Source organism: Blautia sp. AF34-10, from assembly GCF_003477865.1.
GTDB classification, from domain to species: domain Bacteria; phylum Bacillota; class Clostridia; order Lachnospirales; family Lachnospiraceae; genus Fusicatenibacter; species Fusicatenibacter saccharivorans.
Genome location: NZ_QUED01000024.1, coordinates 1 through 19303, shown reverse-complemented (window position 1 = coordinate 19303; position 19303 = coordinate 1). Strand labels below are relative to the sequence as shown.

Annotated in this window: 15 protein-coding genes; 13 read left to right on the top strand and 2 right to left on the bottom strand. The window is 50.0% G+C overall.

The genetic code is table 11. The annotated features are described in order from the left end of the window. From DWZ60_RS13550 to pulA, 7 genes are all read left to right on the top strand, one after another. Positions 1-1731 (top strand): sensor histidine kinase, encoded by a 1731-nt coding sequence (locus DWZ60_RS13550; protein ID WP_158576405.1) that lies wholly within the window; start codon positions 1-3, stop codon positions 1729-1731. Next, a complete protein-coding gene (locus tag DWZ60_RS13545; RefSeq protein ID WP_119221836.1) occupies positions 1728-2075 on the top strand; it encodes a hypothetical protein in 348 nt (115 codons plus the stop codon). Before DWZ60_RS13550 ends, DWZ60_RS13545 begins: the two co-directional genes overlap by 4 nt. Continuing rightward, positions 2072-3472, top strand: a complete 1401-nt coding sequence (locus DWZ60_RS13540) for an extracellular solute-binding protein (protein ID WP_119221834.1) — start codon at positions 2072-2074, stop codon at positions 3470-3472. The genes DWZ60_RS13545 and DWZ60_RS13540 overlap by 4 nt, the downstream gene beginning before the upstream one ends. 277 nt (positions 3473-3749) lie before the next feature. Next, a complete protein-coding gene (locus tag DWZ60_RS13530; RefSeq protein ID WP_118660367.1) occupies positions 3750-5063 on the top strand; it encodes an extracellular solute-binding protein in 1314 nt (437 codons plus the stop codon). Positions 5064-5164: 101 nt separating this feature from the next. Continuing rightward, positions 5165-6538, top strand: coding sequence for a carbohydrate ABC transporter permease (locus DWZ60_RS13525; protein WP_117761299.1), 1374 nt, complete (start codon positions 5165-5167; stop codon positions 6536-6538). Beyond that, positions 6538-7416, top strand: a complete 879-nt coding sequence (locus tag DWZ60_RS13520) for a sugar ABC transporter permease (protein WP_243026017.1) — start codon at positions 6538-6540, stop codon at positions 7414-7416. The genes DWZ60_RS13525 and DWZ60_RS13520 overlap by 1 nt, the downstream gene beginning before the upstream one ends. A 589-nt stretch (positions 7417-8005) precedes the next feature. Next, on the top strand, positions 8006-11971 hold the full coding sequence (gene pulA / locus DWZ60_RS13510; RefSeq protein WP_119221830.1) for a type I pullulanase: 3966 nt from the start codon (positions 8006-8008) through the stop codon (positions 11969-11971). Between the two features lie 221 nt (positions 11972-12192). Here pulA and DWZ60_RS13505 read toward each other — a convergent pair whose 3' ends face one another. Continuing rightward, positions 12193-12573, bottom strand: coding sequence for a 4Fe-4S binding protein (locus tag DWZ60_RS13505; RefSeq protein WP_022463049.1), 381 nt, complete (start codon positions 12571-12573; stop codon positions 12193-12195). 314 nt (positions 12574-12887) lie between these two features. Between DWZ60_RS13505 and DWZ60_RS13495 the strand changes: the two genes are divergently transcribed. The 6 genes from DWZ60_RS13495 (at position 12888) to DWZ60_RS13470 (ending at position 17953) form a co-directional block, all read left to right on the top strand. Next, the gene (locus tag DWZ60_RS13495; protein ID WP_117805266.1) at positions 12888-13727 is read left to right on the top strand and encodes a C39 family peptidase; all 840 of its coding nucleotides are present in this window, start codon (positions 12888-12890) and stop codon (positions 13725-13727) included. Positions 13728-13795: 68 nt separating this feature from the next. Then, the gene (gene spoIIID, locus DWZ60_RS13490) at positions 13796-14053 is read left to right on the top strand and encodes a sporulation transcriptional regulator SpoIIID (RefSeq protein ID WP_055220903.1); all 258 of its coding nucleotides are present in this window, start codon (positions 13796-13798) and stop codon (positions 14051-14053) included. A gap of 86 nt (positions 14054-14139) precedes the next feature. After that, a complete protein-coding gene (locus DWZ60_RS13485) occupies positions 14140-14886 on the top strand; it encodes a copper homeostasis protein CutC (protein ID WP_117813453.1) in 747 nt (248 codons plus the stop codon). Between the two features lie 38 nt (positions 14887-14924). Then, complete coding sequence (locus tag DWZ60_RS13480) at positions 14925-16184, top strand: M20/M25/M40 family metallo-hydrolase (protein ID WP_119198312.1); 1260 nt, start codon at positions 14925-14927, stop codon at positions 16182-16184. Between the two features lie 15 nt (positions 16185-16199). Then, entirely contained in the window at positions 16200-17129 is a 930-nt protein-coding gene (locus DWZ60_RS13475; protein WP_055220899.1) for a nucleotidyltransferase family protein, read from the top strand. A 98-nt stretch (positions 17130-17227) separates the two neighbouring features. Next, the gene (locus tag DWZ60_RS13470; protein ID WP_118697406.1) at positions 17228-17953 is read left to right on the top strand and encodes a glycosyltransferase family 2 protein; all 726 of its coding nucleotides are present in this window, start codon (positions 17228-17230) and stop codon (positions 17951-17953) included. Positions 17954-18131: 178 nt separating this feature from the next. Here DWZ60_RS13470 and DWZ60_RS13465 read toward each other — a convergent pair whose 3' ends face one another. After that, positions 18132-19169 (bottom strand): hypothetical protein, encoded by a 1038-nt coding sequence (locus DWZ60_RS13465; protein WP_117813394.1) that lies wholly within the window; start codon positions 19167-19169, stop codon positions 18132-18134. Positions 19170-19303 lie beyond the last annotated feature (134 nt).

The following is a 19303-nucleotide window of genomic DNA, read 5'->3' as shown; positions in this document are numbered from 1 at the left end:
ATGACATCATTTGCCGGCAGAATAAAAAAAGCATTTTCAGATATGAAGGTACACCGGAAGCTTATCGTGGCTTATGTTCTCACAGGCCTTTTCCCAATGTGCCTGATGTTCACACTGTTTTACACCCAGATGCGCCGTGTACTTGTCGAGCGTGAGATCAAAAATCTGCAGACCACCTTTGATCAGGCAGTGGACGATGTGAATACGGAGCTTGCGCTGCACCAGAGTATGTCGGACTATCTGGCATTCGACCAGACGATTGTTCAGATTATAAAGGCAGAAGACAAAAACAGCTTCGAAGCATACGAGCGCATGGTGAAAGAGTTTGATCCGATGATGGATTCCTTAAGTTATTTTTACCCGGAAATCCGACAGTCTACAGTCTATGTGCGTGATTCCGTTATTCCGCACGGCACGTATCTGCGCCCGGCGCAGGAGATTGAAAATGATGAATGGACAGCGCCGGCGGACAATGATGTTCACTGGTATGCCGATATGAATCAGGGAACGGTGACTCTGGTGCGCTCGATGCCGCTGATTGATGACGGAAAAGGCGGTTTTTTGTACATTTCCATGGACTACAGTAAGATTTTTGGCTCCATGGAGCTTGCAGTCAATGAGGATTACGGTGTTTTCGTCTACAATGAGGGCAAAGAAGTGCTGTATGAAAATCAGAAGATGACCAGGAATGCAAAATACCAGATGGAATTTTCAGACTTTCAGAAGATACAAAAAAAAGAGAAGCAGAATACAGCGAATTACATTCTCCTGGAAAAGGAGATTGAGCAGAATGGATGGCATGCCGCGTGCTATCTGCCGAAAAAAGGCATCATCAGTCCGATGCAGCCGATTCTTCTGATGGTTCTTCTGATGTGGGCGGGCTGCGTCCTTTTCTCTGCGGTCGTGATTATGAGATTCTCCGGAAATATGGCACACCGCCTTGAAAGGCTGAAAATGACAATGGCTGAGGTAGACGAAGGAAATCTGGAAGTAGAGCTGGTTTCTACGGAAAGAGATGAGATCGGTGATCTGACGCGCGGCTTTAACCAGATGCTGTCGCGTATCCGTCAGCTGATTCAGGAAGTCTATGAGAGCCGCATCCGCCAGAAGCAGTATGAAATGACGGCGCTCCGTGCGCAGATTAACCCGCATTTTCTGTATAATTCGTTGTCGCTGATCAACTGGAAAGCATTGGAAATCGGTTCGGATGATATCAGCAAGGCTACGCTGGCGCTTTCGCGGTACTACCGGACTTCTCTGAACAAAGGCAAAAATACGATGTCCATCCGCGAGGAGATCGACAATGTGCGTTCGTATCTGCAGATTCAGGAAATGTTTCACGACTACAGCTTTACGGTCAAAATGGATGTGGCGGAGGATATTCTGGATTACCGTACACTGAACCTGATTCTGCAGCCGCTTGCCGAAAATGCGATTGCGCATGGAATTGACCGGCGGCGCGGCAGTGAGCCAGGCGTGATCACAATCAGCGGACGGCGCGACGGAGACTGTGTGGTGCTTTCCGTGGCGGATAATGGCGTTGGCATGGAACAGGAAAAAGCACAGACCATTCTGACGGAGAAGAGCAGCGGCTACGGTGTGCGGAATGTCAATTCCAGGATTCAGCTCGAATACGGAGAAGCGTATGGTCTTTCGATTGAGAGTGAGCCGGGAAAGGGAACGAAAGTGACGGTACGGATTCCGGGTGTGGAAAGGGAGGTACAGGCATGATGCAAAAAAAAATTGCGGCAGGCCTCGCTGTATTGCTGGCAGCGGGAACGATTCTGGGTGGCTGCGGAGAAAGTGGCGCAGCAGGGAATGATTCTGTTTCCGATGCTGCCGGAAATGAGGCTGCGGCTCTTACGGAAGCGAAAACAACGCCGTACGGACGTTACCCGGAAACCATCACGTACACGCTGGCAAAAATGACGGGTGTGAATAATTCCAATCTCCCGGAGGGAGAAACCTATGAGGACAATGCCTATACACGCCTGATCCGCGAAATCATTAATGTACAGAACGAGGATGTTTATGAAACTACGGTGATACCTATAACGTTGGCATTTCTACCATGATTGCAACAGGAAACATTGCCGATATCATGGTTGTGGATCAGAAAACGATGAATGCCATGCAGAAAAACGATCAGCTTGCCGATCTTACAGAGGTTTATGCAAATTGTGCCAGCGACCGTATCAAGGATATTTATGCAAGCTACGGTGAGGAGATTCTGCAGGGCTGTACCTTTGACGGAAAGCTGATGGCATTCCCGGAAACCAACATTTCGGACGGTCCGAATCTTCTATGGGTGCGGAAGGACTGGATGGAAAAACTGGGACTTTCCGTACCGGAAACGATCGATGATGTGAAACATATTGCGTTGACGTTTGCAGAGGAGAATCCGGCAAACCAGGAGATGGGTAACATCGGTCTTGCAGTCAGCACAACTCTGTACGGCGGCACGGGCATTTCTTCGGAATACGGCATGAATCTTATTTTTGCCTCATTTGGTGCATATCCGGGAAGATGGCTGACGGATGCGGAAGGAATGCCGGTTTATGGTTCCGTTCAGCCCAATGTAAAAGACGCACTTGGCATGTTGGCAGACTGGTACCAGGAGGGCGTCCTTGACCGGGACTTTTTGATCCGCACACAGGATGACATTGCCGATCTCATTGCCCAGGGACGCTGCGGCATTTTCTTCGCACCGTGGTGGGCACCGAACAACCCGCTCTGGCGCTGTCATGAGACGGATCCGGAGGCCGACTGGCAGCCGTTTCTGATTCGGACCGGGAAGGATGGAAGTGTGCGGTACTGCAACGAAAAGCTGACCGGAAATTATGTGGTAGTGCGAAAAGGGTATGAATATCCGGAGATTGTGCCGAAGATCCTGTCGGTGATGTTTGATTATATGCGCTATTCCTACGATGATCCAAGGGGAGAATTTCAGCAATATTATACGGGAAATATCGATCCGACGGCACGCCCCTTAGCAATCAATCTCGACTATAATCAGGCACTGACGATCTGTTACGAAAATCTGCAGGCGGCACTGAACGGGGAAAAATCGGAGGATGAGCTGGAGATTCTGGAAAGATCGTTCGAAAAGGTATGCCGCGCCTATCTGGAGAACCCGAAAACAGCGAGTGCGGAGGAGTGGAGCGCGTATTTATCCCGTATCAAAGCCTGCTCGCTTTTGAGCGACGAAAAGATTCAAAGAGTGAATACGATTTATCCGACCCGGACGAAGACCACAGAAGCATATCGTTACACCTTAAAAGAACTGGAGTCGGAGACCTTTTTAAAAATTATCCGGGGCGAGTCTGAGCTTTCTTCTTTTGATGATTTTGTAAAAGAGTGGCAGGAGGAAGGCGGAGATGAAATCATTCAGGAGATGATTCAGGAAAGGAAAAGCCTGAGTTCACAGGAAGATCAGAAGGCGGAAGAAAAAACAGAAGAAAAAACAGAATAAAAAACAGAAGAGGAGGCAGGACGCACCGGAAAAACGGTGCGCTGCCTCTTTTTCTGCTGCGGAAAAGAATTCTGCAGATTGCGGAAATGATTTTCCGGATACGCTCCGGTGTAGAAATGTAACGTAGAAATCCAACATAGATCATAGATTCTTGATATTTCAGAAAAATCCGCCAACTGCTATAATAAAATCAACAAGAACGAGAGATACCAAGCAGCAAATGCGATATGACAGCAGACGTTCCAGAAAGAAAAATCATATAAGGAGGATTTTCAATATGAAAAAGAAAGTAGTATCTATTATGATGACCGCAGCACTTGCAGTTGGCATGCTGGCAGGATGCGGAAACAGCGACAGCGGTTCTTCAAATGCCGCTTCCGGAAACGATTCCAAGAGCACATCCGAGGCAGGAAGCACAAGCGCATCTGCTTCCAACGCAGCAGAGGAAGAGGAAATTACCACAACCCTTACCGTATGGTCTCCGTCAGAGGATCAGGCAAGCGACAGCGGTGAGTGGCTGCAGACCATGTGCAATCAGTTTGCAGAGGAGCATCCATCCTGGCACATTACCTTTGATTACGGTGTATGCGCAGAGAGCGATGCAAAAGATACCGTAACACAGGACGTGGAAGGAGCAGCAGATGTTTACATGTTTGCAAACGACAACCTGACATCCCTGATCGCTGCAAACGGAATTTCAAAACTCGGCGGACAGACAGTTGAGGAGGTAAAAGAGAACAACTCTCAGGCAATTGTAGATTCCGTATCCGTTGACGGCGATATCTACGGTGTACCATTCACCACAAACACCTGGTTTATGTACTATGATAAATCTGCATTCACTGAGGATGAAGTGAAAAACCTGGATACCATGATCGCAAAAGACAAGATTTCCTTCCCGATTACAAACTCCTGGTACATTGCTTCCTTCTACGTAGCAAACGGCTGTACGCTGTTCGGTGAGGACGGAACAGACGAGGCAGCAGGCGTTGACTTCGAAGGCGATAAAGCAAAAGCAGTAACCGATTACCTGGTTGACCTGGTAAACAATCCGAACTTCGTATCTGATGCAGACGGATCCGGTCTTTCCGGTCTGCGTGACGGTTCTGTAAAAGCAATGTTCTCCGGTTCCTGGGATGCGTCCGCAGTCAAAGAGGCACTCGGCGACAACTATGGTGTTGTACAGCTTCCGACGATCACCATCAACGGTGAGGAGAAACAGATGAAATCCTTCTCCGGTTCTAAAGCAATCGGTGTGAATCCGAACTGTGAATATCCGCAGGTTGCAGTTGCTCTTGCAAGATATCTCGGAAGCGCAGATGCTCAGAAAGCACACTATGAACTGAGAAACGTAGTTCCGTGTAACGAAGAGCTGCTTTCCCAGATCACAGACGATGCACTGGTAACTGCTCAGAACGATACCTTCAACAATACTTCTATCATCCAGCCGTTCGTTAAGAATATGAGCAACTACTGGACTCCGGCAGAGAATTTTGGTAAATCTCTGGTCAACGGTGAAGTTACCCATGATAACGCTGCAGAAATGACAGAGAAACTGAACACAAGCATGAATACTTCTGCAGTCGAGTAAGCAAGACAGGCACTGAAGTGTTCGGAAATCAACAGGATTGAAACCACAGGCATTGTCAGACACCAGGATTGACAATGCCTGTCTTTCGGAAAGGATAGATTATGGCATCATTGAAAAAACGCGCCAAAGAGTTTGAGACTCCCTATCCGGTGACAAAAGCCATCACAAAGGGCGATGCGGTCACGAAACTTTCCATGTTTGTCATGGGACTGGGAAATCTGGCTCACAAACAGATCGTAAAGGGTATTTTATTTCTGGCAGTAGAAATTGCGTATCTCCTGTTTATGATTGAAGGCGGTATCAACAATCTCTATCATCTCATCACCTTGGGCGGCCGTGCGCAGGAAGAGGTGTGGAACGAGGCCAAGGGTATTTATGAATATACCGGCGGCGATATGACAATTCTGTTCCTGCTCTACGGAGTAGCAACGATTTTTATTACGGTTCTCTTCTTTATGATCTGGCGTGTCAATATGAAGAGCGCTTATGAGGTAGAGTGTCGTGCAAAGGAAGGGAAACATATCAACACCATCAAAGAGGATCTGGAAGCACTCGTTGACAAGAGACTGCACTGGACCCTGCTGACACTTCCGATTCTCGGTATTGTGATTTTCACAATCCTTCCACTGGTCTTTATGATCTGTATGGCTTTCACCAGCTACAGTAAAGTCGGCGACCATCTGACGATTTTTCACTGGGTTGGACTGAAAAATTTCAGTACGGTTCTTGGCATGGGCAACTCGATCGGCAAGACATTCTGGTCTGTTCTTGGATGGACCCTGATCTGGGCTGTGCTCGCTACCTTCCTGAACTATATTCTTGGTATGATTCTTGCGATTGTCATCAATCGTAAAACAACCCGCATCAAGGGATTCTGGAGATTCTGTTTTATGCTCTCCGCTGCAATTCCGCAGTTCGTTTCTCTTCTTCTGATGCGTACGATGTTAAAGGACAACGGCCTGATCAACAACCTCTTGGTTCAGGCCGGTCTGATCAGCAGTCCGCTTCCGTTCCTGACAAATGCGACCTGGGCGAGAGCAACGGTTGTTATCATCAACCTCTGGGTTGGTATTCCGTTTACCATGATGCAGGTTACCGGTATCTTACAGAACATTCCGGGTGAGCTTTACGAGGCAGCCCGTGTGGACGGCGCAGGCCCTGTGACAATTTTCTTTAAAATTACGCTGCCGTATATGCTGTTTGTCACGACTCCGTATCTGATTACAACGTTTACGGGTAATATCAACAACTTCAACGTTATCTATCTGCTGACTGCAGGAGCACCGGTTCCGGTCGGAGCAACCGCCGGAAAGACGGACCTTCTGGTTACCTGGCTGTACAAGCTGACGGTTGACTTACAGTACTTTAACGTTGGTGCGGTTGTCGGTATTCTTACCTTTGTCATTCTGGCGGTAGTTTCACTGATCACGTACCGGAATACTGGTTCTTACAAGAACGAGGAGGGATTCCAATAATGAATAACAAAGAGAAAAAAACACACTCCATGAAAGCGCGCGGAATGATTTCCGATGTGGTTGTACATGTGGTTCTGGCACTGCTTGCGATTGTATGGGTGATTCCGGTTCTGTGGATTGCACTCTTAAGCTTCAGCACACAGAAGGGATCTTATGTTACCAGCTTTTTCCCAAAGGGATATACGCTTCATAATTATGTGCGTCTGTTTACAGATACGCAGGTTTTGGACTTTCCGCAGATGTTTAAGAATACGTTTATCATTGCTGTGTTCAGTTGTCTGATCTCTACGGTATTCGTGCTTTCGGTTTCTTACTGTATGTCGAGAATGCGTTTTAAAATCCGTAAGACTTACATGAACATCGCGATGATCTTAGGTCTGTTCCCGGCATTTATGTCGATGGTTGCTGTCTACTATATTTTAAAGGCAGTTGGCCTTTCGGAGGGATCGATGATCCGTGTGGCATTGATTCTGGTGTACTCGGGCGGTTCCGGAGCGGGATTCCTGCTTGCAAAGGGATTTTTTGATACGGTTCCGAAGGCACTGGATGAGGCGGCTTATCTGGATGGAGCAACGAGATTCCAGGTATTTACGAAGGTGACAATTCCACTGAGTAAGCCGATTATTGTGTACACGACTTTGAGTGCATTTCTGGGACCGTGGCTGGACTTTATTTTCGCAAAGGTTATCTGCAGAGCGAATGCGAAGTATTATACGGTTGCACTGGGTCTGTGGAAGATGCTGGAGAAGGAGTATATCGACAGCTGGTATACTTGCTTTGCGGCGGGAGCGGTTTGCATTTCGGTGCCGATTGCGATTTTGTTTGTTGTAATGCAGAGATATTATACAGATGGGCTTTCAGGAGCCGTCAAAGGATGATGTGTGGAGCAGCCGATGAGGGGTCGGCTGCTCTATTTGTGTGTGGGGGGAGGGACGGATCTGGCTCCGGCGCCGTGGCACCTGCCGCACAGACGGGCGCGGTGGCATCGGCGGGCGGATGATGACGTGTGGGAGGCGGTGGATTGAGGAACCGAGGCTATTCGACAGGAAATCTGATGATTTCCCGTCTCAGAGCCTCTTGACTTCCGGCCTGGATGGCCGTCCGTCATCCTCACTCCACTGCCTCCCACGCGTGCATCATCCGCATGCCGCCGATGCCAATGCGCCTGTCTGCGCGGCAGGTGCCACGACGCCGGAGCCAGATCCTGGGGTTGGAGGACGGGAGGAGTGGTCTGGATCTGCCCGGAGGGCAGATCGGCGTGAGATTGTTGTGTGTGGAAGGGGAGAGTGTGTTGGAGGACGGGGAGAGGGGCTGGATTCGCCCGTAGGGCGAATCGGCGTGAGTTTGTTGACTGGTGCAAAGTTTGGAGATAGAATGAAAAAAATATTTTCGGAGTTTTTTGTGATTGATTTATGAGAACAGAAAAGTTCCGGGAACACATTGTACGAATTATGGAGGTTTTGGGGCATGGATAGGATTCGACTGAATGCTTCGGAGTGGATGGATTTCCGGAGTGGAGAAAAGAAGTGTTTTTTGCTGACAAACGGACTGGGAGGTTATTGTTCGCTGACGGTGATGGGGAATGCGGCGAGGAATGATCAGGCGCTGTTAATGGGAGCATTGAAGGCGCCTACGGTGCGGGAGCATCTGATTTCGAATGTCTGGGAGACGTTGGAGGTGGATGGTGAGGAGACGGAGCTGTTTTCACAGGAGTTTGTGAATCGGACGCAGAATGTGGAGGGGTTTCGGTTTCTGGAAGGATTTGAGATGGGGAGTCTGCCGGTATGGTTTTACCGGGTGAAGGGGATTGAAATTGAGAAGACGATTGGGATGGTTCAGGGGGAGAATACGGTTCTTGTCCGGTATCGGGTGAGAAGTGGGAAGAAGGGGAGTTTTTCGGTTCGGCCGGTGATGCGGTTTGCGGCGAAGGGGGAGCAGCTGCAGGAGGGGCAGGATTTTGCGGTGGACCGGAAGTGTATTGCGAGCAACGGTGTGATTCTTTCTTATGGAACGAATGGGGAGCTTCAGATGGAGAAGGAGAAGGTCTGGAGGGATTTGTTTTTTGAGCAGGATGCACGGGATGGAAGAGATGGCATCGGAAGTGCTGTCGTGAATCACCGGATTCGGTTTGAGATGACGGGAGACGGCAGGGAGCAGGTCTTTTTTGTTGTGTATAGTCTCGCGGATGATGTGGATAAGTGGGATGAGGAAAGGATTGCGCTGTGGATAGAAGAGGAAGAAAAGCGGCAGGAGGCGATTGCGGAAAAGTCCGGGATTTCTGATCCGGTGGGAAAGCGGCTGGCGGTGAGTGCGAGTCAGTATATTACGGAACGGGCATCGACAGGCGGGAAGAGTATTATGGCTGGCTTTCCTTATTTTGCGGACTGGGGGCGGGATACGATGATTTCGCTTCCGGGATGCACGCTGGCAATTGGGGAGTATGAGGAGTGTAAGAGCATTCTTCGGACTTTTATGGCATATACAAAAGAAGGACTGATGCCGAACCTGTTTCCGGAGGGGGATGCGCTTCCGATGTATAATACGGTGGATGCGGCACTTTTGTTTCTGGATGTGGTGTATGAGTATTACCTTGAGACAGGAGATGTGGAGTTTGTACGTGAGGCGTTTCCGGTGATGGAGGATATTGTGTTCTGGTATCAGAAGGGAACGGATTTCCATATTAAAATGGACAGTGACGGGCTGATTATGGCCGGGGGCGGTCTGGAGCAGGTGACGTGGATGGATGTGCGGATTGACAAGGAGCTGCCGACACCGCGTCACGGGAAGCCGGTGGAGATTAATGCGTACTGGTATAATGGTCTGAGGATTCTGGAAGAGCTGGCGCCATTTGTCGGAAAGGATGGATCGGCGTATGGGAAGCTTGCGGAGCAGGTGAAGAAGAGTTTCCTCGAAAAGTTCTGGATGGAAGAGGAAGGATATCTGAAGGATGTGCTGAACGGCACGTATGAAGAGAAGCAGTTTCGATGCAATCAGGTCTTTGTGCTGGCGCTTCCGTTTCAGATGGTGAGTCAGAAGCAGGGGCAGCGGATCTTACAGGAGGTCAAAGAAAAGCTGTATACGACAGCAGGACTGCGGTCATTGGAGATGGAGGATCCGGCGTTTCATCCATGGATCGGCGGAAGTCAGCCGGAGCGTGACAGGGCATATCATCAGGGGACAGTCTGGGGATTTCCACTTGGGGCGTATTTCCGCGCGGTGCTGAACTATTTCCCGAAGGAGGGAAAACAGGAAGTGCATCGCGGACTGGAGCGTCTTGCGAGCTGGATGCAGGAAGGATGCCTGTTTCATCTGGCGGAGATTTATGATGGTGCGGCGCCGGTGATGTCGAAGGGCTGCTATGCGCAGGCGTGGAGTGTCGGAGAGATTCTGCGAGTTTACAAAGAAATAGAGGGAAAGAAGATGAATGCGGTGGTGAAAAGAACGCCGGCGGAGTGGAAAAGCTTTTTTGAATCGGAAGAATTTGTGGAAAACTTTACGTATGAAGGGGATGACCTCGGTGTCTCGGTGAAGAAGAGCAGGGAATGTGATGGAAACTGGCAGATGCCGAAAAAGGATGAACAGTTTGTGACAGAGTGGAAGCTCTGGGCGCCGACAGCAATGGAGGTTTCGCTGGAGCTGTTTTCACGTGGCAGCAGCCGGGAGCACGGGGACCGAAAAATAGCCTCGATTGCGATGACGCGCGGTGAAAAGGGTGTCTGGAGTTGTGCATTGCAGGGAGCGCGGTATGGAACGTATTATACGTATCACATTCTGCACTCAGATGGCGTTTTTGATACGGTCGATCCGTACGGCGTGGCTTCCGGTGTTGATTCGGAGCGGAGTATGGTAGTAAATCTTGCAGAGACGGACCCGGTGGGCTGGGAGCAGGATAAAAGACCGGAAATCCGGCCGGAGGACCGCTGTGTGTATGAGCTTCATGTGAAGGATTTTTCAAGCGATCCGAATTCCGGTGTTTCGGATAAGCACCGTGGAAAGTTTCTGGCATTTACGGAAGAAGGCACAACGCTGAATGGAGACGGAATTCATGCGACAGGGCTCGATTATCTGAAGTCGCTTGGCATTTCTCATGTGCATCTGCTTCCTGTTTTCGATTTCGGAAGTGTGCCGGAAGACGATGCGGAAGCGTTCAACTGGGGCTACGACCCGGTGCAGTACAATGTGCCGGAGGGATCCTATGCAACCGATCCTTTCCACGGAGAGGTACGTATCCGGGAAATGAAGGAAATGGTTCAGGCACTGCATAAAGCCGGCATCGGCGTGATTATGGATGTGGTATACAATCATACGTATAATCTCGATTCGCCGCTTCAGAAAACAGTTCCTTATTATTATTACCGTGAATGGGAGGATGGCACGATTTCCAATGGCTCCGACTGTGGAAACGAGACGGCAAGTGAGCGGGAGATGTTCCGCCGCTTTATGGTTCACTCGGTTTGTTACTGGGCGAAGGAATATCATATCGACGGTTTCCGCTTCGATCTGATGGCACTGCATGACACGGAGACCATGAATGCGATCCGCACAGCTCTGAACCGGATGCCGCGCGGCGAGGAGATTCTGGTTTACGGTGAACCGTGGAAAGCAGCGGCAAGCGCAATGCAGGAGGGATATTTTCCGTCGGATAAACAGAATATCGGAAGGCTGATGGATGGCATTTCCATGTTCTGCGACGATACGAGAGATTCGATCAAGGGAAGCGTTTTTATTGCCGCAGAGGGAGGCTATGTCAATGGAAAAGAGCGTCTTTCCGCAGGAATACTTTCTGCGACAGATGGCTGGATGGACGGAAAAGGAGCCTACGAGCCGCGCAATGCGAGCCAGCTGATTCCGTATGTGTCGGCACATGATAATTATACACTGTGGGATAAATTAAAACTGTCCGATCCGAAGCGGAAGGAGGATGCGGAGCCGGATTTTGGCAAGATGGATGAGCGGACGCTTTCGATGAACCGTCTGGCGGCGGGCATTGTGATGACCTGCAAGGGAATGCCGTTTTTCCAGGCGGGTGAGGAATTTGCGCGCACGAAGCATGGCGAAGGAAACAGCTTCAAATCGTCGTGGCAGCTCAACAAAATTGACTGGACACGCGCCTTAGAGCAGGAAGAGCTGGTGGACTATTACCGTGGTCTTCTCGCTCTGCGCCGAAAATTTCAGGCATACGGAACGTGCGAGCCGGACTGTAAAAAGACATTTTTCCGTGAAAACCAGATCGCAGGTTACGAACTGGAATACCCGGATGGCCACGCAGTCTGCGTCTTCTACAATCCATGGGAAAAAGAAGCTTTGCAGAAACTTCCGGAAGGAAACTGGAAACTGCTCTGCGATGGAAAACGCTGCGCAGAGGATGGAGCAGAGATGAAAGAAAGCATGATGCTTCCGGCAAAATCGATGGTTCTGCTGGCGCGGGAGTAAAATTGTAAATTTTGTCCCTTTTTGTCGGAATGCTGTCTGCGGAAACGGGCATCGATCATTCTGCCAGGCGGCGAGCGGGAATCAATTGTTTTTCGTTTAACAGAAAAATGCACTGTGGAATTGTCCGACGACGTTCCACAGTGCATTTTTATGTTTATGTGAGCAATGAGTCAGGATCTGTGCTTACACGAGATCCTGGCGATATCTAAGAGTTCGGATCATTATTCGTCCACAACTTCCAGTACATCCATCGGGCAGGCTTTCGCGCAGATACCGCAGGCGATACATTTGGAAGCCGGATTTCCCTCGGTTTTTACGATCAGGCCAAATGGACAGGCCTTCGCACAGGCTCCGCATCCCGTACATTTTTTCTTGTTGATCATGTAAACGCCCTTCGGGTTCTGGGTAATGGCGCCTTCCGGACAGGCCTCGGCACATTTACCGCACTGCGGACAGGCGATCGGGCGGACAGCCTTTTTCTCTACGATCTGCAGACATGCCTTGTCCGGATCAAATACCTTATAAAATGCCTCAGAACATGCTCCCACACAGGCAAGACAAGCCATACAGGTGCTGCCTTTTTTTACTTTCAGTTTTTTCATTTTGTTTTATCCTCCGCTTAAAGATGTTGTTTTTCCTATTTTACCATTTTTGAACTTTTTTCTCAATGATATTTCCGGAATTTGCCATCTTTTTCCTGCTTGCGGTTTTGCTTCCGTTTCGCATGGCTTTGCACAGATACAAAAAATCTTAAGAAAGCAGACGGAAAAAAAGCAGTTTTTCTTCGGAAAATATACAAAAAGAAAAATCGGAAATTTGTTATGATGAAAAGGAAGAATGTACTCTCAATCATCTCACAAAATCAGGCACAGAAAGATTTTGGGAGTACACCATAAGATCGGGAGGGGGATTTTTCATGATCCGTGAAAACAATACACTGGAATGGCAAGAGATAGCAGAACAAAAAAGAATGACACAAAGAAGGATAATACAAAGAAGAGAAAGAGCACGGAGACGAAAAAGAAAGGTATGGCGGATCCGCGGGCTGCTATTGCTGTTCGGCTGTCTTCTGTTTTTGGGCGGTGTGCGGCGCTTCCGGCAGAATCCGATCCAGCGGTATGCGAAAGCAAACGGCATTTCAATGGATCAGTACCCGGAGGAGCTGTTGTCGCTTTACGAGAGAAACAATGAGACGGAGACGTTCGTCGAAGAATATCCGTTGAAAAAAGAGGAGGAGCCGGAGATTGACCTGAGCGACCTGTCATCCGCATCGGAGGTTCCGCTTCTCTTGCAGTGGGATCAGAGATGGGGCTATCACCGATATGCCGGTGAAGTGATGGGATTAAGCGGCTGCGGACCGACAGCACTTTCCATGGTTGCCATTTTCATGACCGGCGATATCACAAAAAATCCGCGCTGGGTCGCCGATTTTGCCTCACAGAACGGCTATGCCGTAGACGGCAGCGGAACCGCCTGGTCTCTGATGCTGGAAGGAGCCCGGCAGATCGGCCTTTCCAGCAAAGAAATCCCTGTGGAACGGGAACGGGTGGAAAACAACCTGCAGGCCGGAAACCCCATCATTGCCCTGATGGGACCCGGGGAGTTTACCAGCAACGGTCATTTTATCGTTCTTACCGGATTGCAGAATGGCAGACTGAAAATCAACGACCCAAACAGCAGAAAAAATTCCGAAAAAACCTGGGATATCGATCAGGTGCTGGAACAGACAAAAGCGGTATGGGTATATTACAAATAATAAAATAGAAGACATACCCATCAAAGCCTCCGAATACACTGTAAAAACAGCGTCTTCGGAGGCTTTTTGTGAGGGACTATATCGAAGAGCGTGCTGTGGAGACAGCAATTTACATGATTGAGACGAAAGCGACCGTACGGCAGACGGCGAAAAAATTCGGAGTGAGCAAAAGTACCGTGCATAAGGATCTGACATCACGTCTGGTACAAGTGAATCCGGGTCTGGCGGCAGAGGCAAGGAAAATTCTGGATGTGAACAAGTCTGAACGCCACATTCGCGGCGGCATGGCAACGAGAGAAAAATATCTGCATCAGAAGCAGAAGTGAACGAAAGTGAACCAAAGAAGCTCTTTCCTAATTGCCTCAAATAGGGTATGATAGAGAAAGAAAATTACGAAAACAGAGGGAATTTTATGAACGATTATATCCTGGAAGTCTGTGTGGACTCGGCGGAGTCGGCGCTTGCGGCGGCAAAAGGCGGGGCAAGCCGGCTGGAGCTGTGTCAGAATCTGGTGATCGGCGGAACAACGCCGGGTTCGAAGCTGTTTGAGGTGATCCGCAGACAGACAACCATTCCGATTCATGCATTGATCCGCCCGCGGTTCGGGGATTTCTGCTACACCCCATATGAATTAGAAGAAATCCGCGAGGAAGTCGCGATGTACCGCGAACTTGGTGCAGAGGGCGTTGTGGTCGGTGTGCTGAAAGAGGATGGAACGATGAATATGGCGGCAATGGAACAGCTGATGGAGGCAGCCGACGGCATGTCCGTGACGCTGCACCGCGCGTTTGATGTCTGCCGCGATCCCAAAGAAGCGCTTGAGCAGGCGGTATCGCTTGGTATGAACACCATTCTTACCTCCGGTCAGCAGAACAGTGCGGTAAAAGGAGCAGAGCTTCTCGCCGAACTGCAGCGCCAGGCGGCGGGACGCATCCGTATTCAGGCGGGCGGCGGTATCTGCGCGGATGCGATCCGCGAGCTGTATCCGAAAACCGGCGTGACCGCCTACCATATGTCCGGAAAAATCGAACTGGCGAGCCCGATGCAGTACCGGAAAGAAAATGTGAACATGGGACTTCCATCCTTAAGCGAATACACCCTCTACCGCACGGACGTCAAAGCCGTACGCAGCGCGAGAGTGGTACTGGAAGAACTTTAAGAAAATAAAAAAAGAAAAGAAAAGGACATAACATTATTATGAAAGCAAATACCATCAGCGGCCAGCGGCAGTATGCGTTCGTCAGCCAGTTTAACTACATCCGCGAAGCCGGAACGGAAGGCGAAGAAAAAGCAGCCTGCCGGATCGAAAAAGAACTTTCTGAAATCGCAGAAAAATGGGGGCAGGGCGAATTGCAGATCCGCCGCGAGCCGTTCGAGATTGAGACATGGCAGGTTGACGAAGCTGTCTTTACGGTCACAGAGCCATATGAGAAAACATACACCGTCCGCGGCTGCTTCGCGGCAGCCAATACCGCTCCGGAAGGCGTGGAGGCACCATTCCTCTACGTAGAAAACGGCGACCCGGTCAGCCTTTCCCATGCAGAGGGGAAAATCGTCCTGATCAACGGCGGTGCCAATGCAGAAAACTATGAAAAACTGGAAAAAGCAGGAGCCGTCGGATTTCTGATCCTGACCGGAACGCCACTGGACAAAGATGAGGACCGTCTGCCGGACTACCGCACCCTGCGCGGCGTAAAAAATCCGAAACTGCCGTGCGCCGTCATTCATTATCTTGATGCGATGGAACTGGTAGAACGGGGAACGAGCCGTGCACGCCTCGTTTTACAGCAGAAAAAAATCAGGAGAACGTCGAAAAATATCATCCTGCGCATCCCGGGAACCGAGCAGCCAGAGGAAATCCTGACGCTGACGGCTCATTACGATTCCGTTCCGCAGGGACCTGGTGCATACGACAACATGGCGGGCGCAGCGATCATCATGGAGCTGGCACACTACTTCGCCGAAAACCGCCCGAAACGGACACTGGAATGCATCTGGTTCGGCGCGGAGGAGCTGGGTCTCTGCGGAAGCCGGGCGTATGTGAAAGCGCATGAAGCCGAGCTGGCGCAGCACCGCTTCAACATGAACGTCGACCTCGCCGGACAGGCCATCGGCGGAACCGTGCTTGGCGTGGCAGCAACGAAAGAGGCATGCGACGCGATCATGGAGCACTTAAAACAGGCGGACAAAGGCGTATCGCTCATCAACAACATCTGGAGCAGCGATTCCAACACCTTCGCATGGAAGGGCATCCCGGCGATGACGCTGAACCGCGATGGTTTCGGCATGCATACCTGCCACGATACGATCGACTGGATCTCCGCCTGGTCACTGAACCGGAGCGCCGGTGTCCTGGGCGAAATCGCCGAGTATCTGGCGGATGCAGAACCATTTCCATTTGAAAGAGAAATCCCGGCAGACTTTGCGGAGAGATTAAAAGTTTATTTTGGAGAATAAAAAGGAGAGAACATCATGAGCAAAAAACCAGTATTAGTCATCATGGCAGCAGGAATGGGAAGCCGTTACGGCGGATTAAAACAGATTGATCCAGTTGACCCGTACGGAAATATGATTATCGACTTTTCCATTTATGATGCAAAACAGGCAGGTTTTGAGAAAGTCATCTTTATCATCAAAAAAGCCATCGACGAGGCATTCCGCGAGGGCATCGGCAAGCGAATTGAGAAATACATGGATGTAGAGTATGTTTACCAGGAACTCGACGTTCTCCCGAAAGGCTACGAAGTGCCGGAAGGCCGCGTCAAACCGTGGGGAACCGGTCATGCGATTCTCTGTGCGGCAGAAGCCATCGACGGCGCACCGTTCGCAGTCATCAATTCCGATGATTATTATGGAAGAACGGCATTCGAGGAGATCTACCGTCAGCTGACAACCGAGCAGGACGGCGCGACCTATCAGTACGCGATGGTTGCCTACGACCTGTACAAAACCCTGACCGACAATGGCCACGTAGCCCGCGGCATCTGCACCGCAGACGACCAGAACCACCTTGTCGGCATTCATGAGCGCACAAGAATCGAAAACCACGGCGGACAGGCCGAATACACCGAGGATGACGGCGCAACCTGGACCGGACTGCCGCAGGGAACCATCGTTTCCATGAACCTCTGGGGCTTCACACCGAGCATTCTGATCGAGCTGAAACGCCGCTTCCTGCCGTTCCTCGAGAATGTATACAAAACCAACCCGTTAAAAGGCGAATACTTCCTGCCGTTCGTTGTCGATGAACTGCTGCAGGAGAAAAAAGCGGAAGTCACCGTACTCCGCTCCTATGATAACTGGTACGGCGTAACGTACAAAGAAGACAAAGAAAATGTCATGGCAGCACTGCAGAAATTAAAAGACGAGGGCCGTTATCCGCAGAAACTGTGGGAAGAATAACAAACGAACGGTACTGGGAAATTTTCTCCATGAGTGCATCTTTCGCAATGAAAAGAAATCCTGTATAATGGATGGAAGGAAATGCAAGGAGAATACCAATGGATACCTTATATATTGTAATACCAGCCTATAATGAGTCGGAAAATATCAAAAGAACGATCGAGGAATGGTGTCCCGTCGTGGAGAAGCATAACGGCGGCGGTGCGTCCCGTCTTGTGATCATCAACGACGGAAGCCGCGACGATACGTATGAAATTGCTTCAGCAGAGTGCGAAACCCACCCGTTGCTCACCGTGCTGACGAAGCCAAACGGCGGCCACGGTTCCACCGTTCTGTACGGCTACCGCTATGCACTTGAAAACGGTGCGGACTATATCTTCCAGACCGATTCCGACGGTCAGACCGATCCGGAGGAGTTCGAAAAGTTCTGGCAGATCCGCGAGGGCTACGACGCCATTTTCGGAAACCGCACAAGCCGCGGCGACGGCTTTTCCCGCGCTGTCGTGGAAAAAGTGCTGTGCGCGGTGCTCTGGACCTATTTCCACGTATCCGTGCCGGATGCAAATGCCCCGTTCCGTCTGATGAAAACAGACTACGTGGCCGAGTATCTGCCGCTGATGCCGGAAAACTACAATCTGCCGAACGCACTGCTGACTGCCTTCGGAGCGTATTTTCACCGGAAAATCCGTTTCATCCCGATCAGCTTCAAGCCGCGTCAGGGAGGAACAAATTCCATCAACATCCGTAAAATTGTAAAAATCGGCCGTCAGGCGCTGCACGATTTCTGTGAGATTCAGAAAGCGGCTGCGAAAAAAAGAGGATAAAAAATAATATAAGAGAAGGAACGTATCCCATGTTTCATGAGATACGTTCCTTCTTTTTGTATGCTTATTTTTTATTATGGACCTTATTTTTAATAGAAGCGATGCGATCTTTTCTGATTCATGGAATCCTTTAGTGCCAGAAGTGATTCGATCAGGATCAGAAGCAGGATCACAGCGATCATGACTGCGAGGATCTGATTTGTTCGCTGATGGAACCAGGAGCCGATTCCTGTGTGTGCAGTCTGTGTATTCTCGGTCTGTGCGGCATTTTCAAGAGCTGCAGTTTCCGAAGTAATAATCTGTGCATCCGGGTCTGTTGTTCTGACAGATGGTACAATCTGCGTTGCGGCTGGAAGCTGGCTGGAAGAAGTAACAGCGGATGCGGTAACTTCCGGGTGATGGTGGAAAGATCAACTTCTTCGTCTTCTGTAACAACTGCGCTGGCAATCGGTTCTGCTGCGATCGGTTCGGATGCAGGAACCTGTTCCGGTGCGGTTTTGGATGCAGGAGCTGCGGTTTCCGGAAGAATATTTTCCTGTGCCGGCTGTTCCGAAGCAGATGGCTGTACCACGGTTGGGGTTTCTGCCGGTGCGGATGGCTGTTCCGGAACGGATGGTTCTGGAGCGGCCGGTTCTTCCGGAACTTCCGGTGCAGATGGCTCTTCTGGAAGAGATGGCTCCGGGTCAGTTGCCGGTGTTTCCGGGATTGCGGTACAGTAAACAAGAGAAGTCATCGCCGCCGAAGAATCCGTAATCACAACGGAACCGCCATTGGAAACGGCCTGTCCATTAACATAGAAGGAAATCTGATCCATATCCAGTGTGTAGCCAGGTTCCGTAACCATCGATACGGAGAACGTTCCGTTTACTTCCTCGACCGGTTCGCTGTTCTGATACAGGACATAGGAACCATCATCGGAAAGATATGACATGGTGACCGGCGCATCCATTGTGGAATCCTGAAATGTCAGGGCAGCATCGGTAAAAGCAAGGGCCGCCTGATCGGTGTTCAGATAGAATTCCAGGTCCTGTGCATCGTAATGGGTGAAGTGAATGGTAATTTCACCGGCGTCTGTATTTTCTGCACTTGGAACTGTCTCGGCTGCTGCCGAATACGGAGCGGAAAAAAATAATCCGGCCGCCAGGAGGCCTGCCATTCCGAATCTCAGAATCAAATTTCCTGTGTGTTTTTTCGTTGTCTGTGTGCTGTGTAACATATGACATCCTCCTTTCACCTGATCGGTTTCTAATGTCGGTCTGTTTTATTTTCCTGCGGTAAGTTTCACGTATAAAATTGAAAGAAAAATAATTGATAAAATATAAATTTTCTTTCTTTTTAAAGATTATACCA

Coding starts and splice junctions, on each gene's coding strand:
- DWZ60_RS13550 (WP_158576405.1), top strand. CDS start 1: ATGACATCATTTGCCGGCAGAATAAAAAAAGCATTTTCAGATATGAAG.
- DWZ60_RS13545 (WP_119221836.1), top strand. CDS start 1,728: ATGATGCAAAAAAAAATTGCGGCAGGCCTCGCTGTATTGCTGGCAGCG.
- DWZ60_RS13540 (WP_119221834.1), top strand. CDS start 2,072: ATGATTGCAACAGGAAACATTGCCGATATCATGGTTGTGGATCAGAAA.
- DWZ60_RS13530 (WP_118660367.1), top strand. CDS start 3,750: ATGAAAAAGAAAGTAGTATCTATTATGATGACCGCAGCACTTGCAGTT.
- DWZ60_RS13525 (WP_117761299.1), top strand. CDS start 5,165: ATGGCATCATTGAAAAAACGCGCCAAAGAGTTTGAGACTCCCTATCCG.
- DWZ60_RS13520 (WP_243026017.1), top strand. CDS start 6,538: ATGAATAACAAAGAGAAAAAAACACACTCCATGAAAGCGCGCGGAATG.
- pulA (WP_119221830.1), top strand. CDS start 8,006: ATGGATAGGATTCGACTGAATGCTTCGGAGTGGATGGATTTCCGGAGT.
- DWZ60_RS13505 (WP_022463049.1), bottom strand. CDS start 12,573: ATGAAAAAACTGAAAGTAAAAAAAGGCAGCACCTGTATGGCTTGTCTT.
- DWZ60_RS13495 (WP_117805266.1), top strand. CDS start 12,888: ATGATCCGTGAAAACAATACACTGGAATGGCAAGAGATAGCAGAACAA.
- DWZ60_RS13485 (WP_117813453.1), top strand. CDS start 14,140: ATGAACGATTATATCCTGGAAGTCTGTGTGGACTCGGCGGAGTCGGCG.
- DWZ60_RS13480 (WP_119198312.1), top strand. CDS start 14,925: ATGAAAGCAAATACCATCAGCGGCCAGCGGCAGTATGCGTTCGTCAGC.
- DWZ60_RS13475 (WP_055220899.1), top strand. CDS start 16,200: ATGAGCAAAAAACCAGTATTAGTCATCATGGCAGCAGGAATGGGAAGC.
- DWZ60_RS13470 (WP_118697406.1), top strand. CDS start 17,228: ATGGATACCTTATATATTGTAATACCAGCCTATAATGAGTCGGAAAAT.
- DWZ60_RS13465 (WP_117813394.1), bottom strand. CDS start 19,169: ATGTTACACAGCACACAGACAACGAAAAAACACACAGGAAATTTGATT.